The sequence below is a fragment of the Variovorax sp. dw_954 genome (genome assembly GCF_018449755.1).
In the GTDB taxonomy this organism is placed as follows: Bacteria; Pseudomonadota; Gammaproteobacteria; order Burkholderiales; family Burkholderiaceae_C; genus Variovorax.
Genome location: NZ_JAAVVD010000088.1, coordinates 1 through 971, shown reverse-complemented (window position 1 = coordinate 971; position 971 = coordinate 1). Strand labels below are relative to the sequence as shown.

1 protein-coding gene is annotated in these 971 nt (G+C 69.4%); it reads right to left on the bottom strand.

What is annotated here, in order from left to right; translation table 11 throughout:
* Window positions 1–971 (bottom strand): ShlB/FhaC/HecB family hemolysin secretion/activation protein (locus tag HB681_RS37610; RefSeq protein ID WP_275946436.1); only part of this gene is annotated, 971 nt, incomplete at both ends.

Below are 971 nucleotides of genomic sequence, written 5' to 3'. Positions count from 1 at the left end.
GGCGGCGTGCCGTCGCGCCATGCGAGGGTGGCGTTGATGGAGAAGTTGCCGGGGCGCGACCATGTGACGCCGAAGCCGCCGCCGCGCAGGCTGTGCCAGTTGGCGCCGTCGAAGATGGTCGGGCCCTTGACGGTCTTGCCGCGCGCCGCGTCGTAGAACAGGAAGGGCGTGAACTCGTCGTTGTACGACCAGCGCCATTCGACCGTGCCGATCACGCCCTGGTCGACCAGCACTTCGCCCGAGGGATAGGCCCGCACCGCGCGCGCGCCGCCGAGTGCCAGCTTCTCCGAGGAGTCCAGGTTCTTGCTGGCCCACTGCCCGCCCACGGAGACGTAGAACGAATGGCGCGGGATGATCGCCTGCAGCCGCGAGATCTGCGCCGTCAGCTTGGTGAAGTCGCCCTCGGTGTTGTGCCCGGCCTCCAGCTTGTCGTTCAGGAAGCTGGTCGGGTCGAGCAGGGTCAGGTCGCCGCGGTAGAAGTTGCCCGAGCTGGCGGTGTAGCCGCCGCCGAACAGCTCGTCGCGCCGCTCCCAGGTCCAGCCCAGCCCGACGCCCTGGACGCGCTTGTGCGAGGTGACATCGACCGCGCGGTACTCGTCGGTCAGGTCCTTGCGGTCCATCGACAGGCGGAGGAACAGGTTCTGCTGGCGCTGGCGGATCAGCGGATAATTCAGCGAGATGTCGTACACGTCGGCCACGCCGTGCGCGTCCAGCGGCTCGAACTGCCCGCCGAGCTCGTAGTTCACCCGCGCCACGCCCATGCCCGCGCGCAAGCCGCTGGTGCCGATCGGCGCCTCGTACGAGAGCCGGCCGAACTGCAGCTCGTTGCTGTTGGACAGCAGCAGGCGCGCATCGAGGTTGTCGCCGATGCCCAAGGGGCTGAGCCAGCGCACCGTGCCGCCAGCGCGGTAGCGGCCCGATTCCTCCGTGCCGTTGTTGTCGGCCTCGGCCTGGAAGGCCCAGCGCCGCGC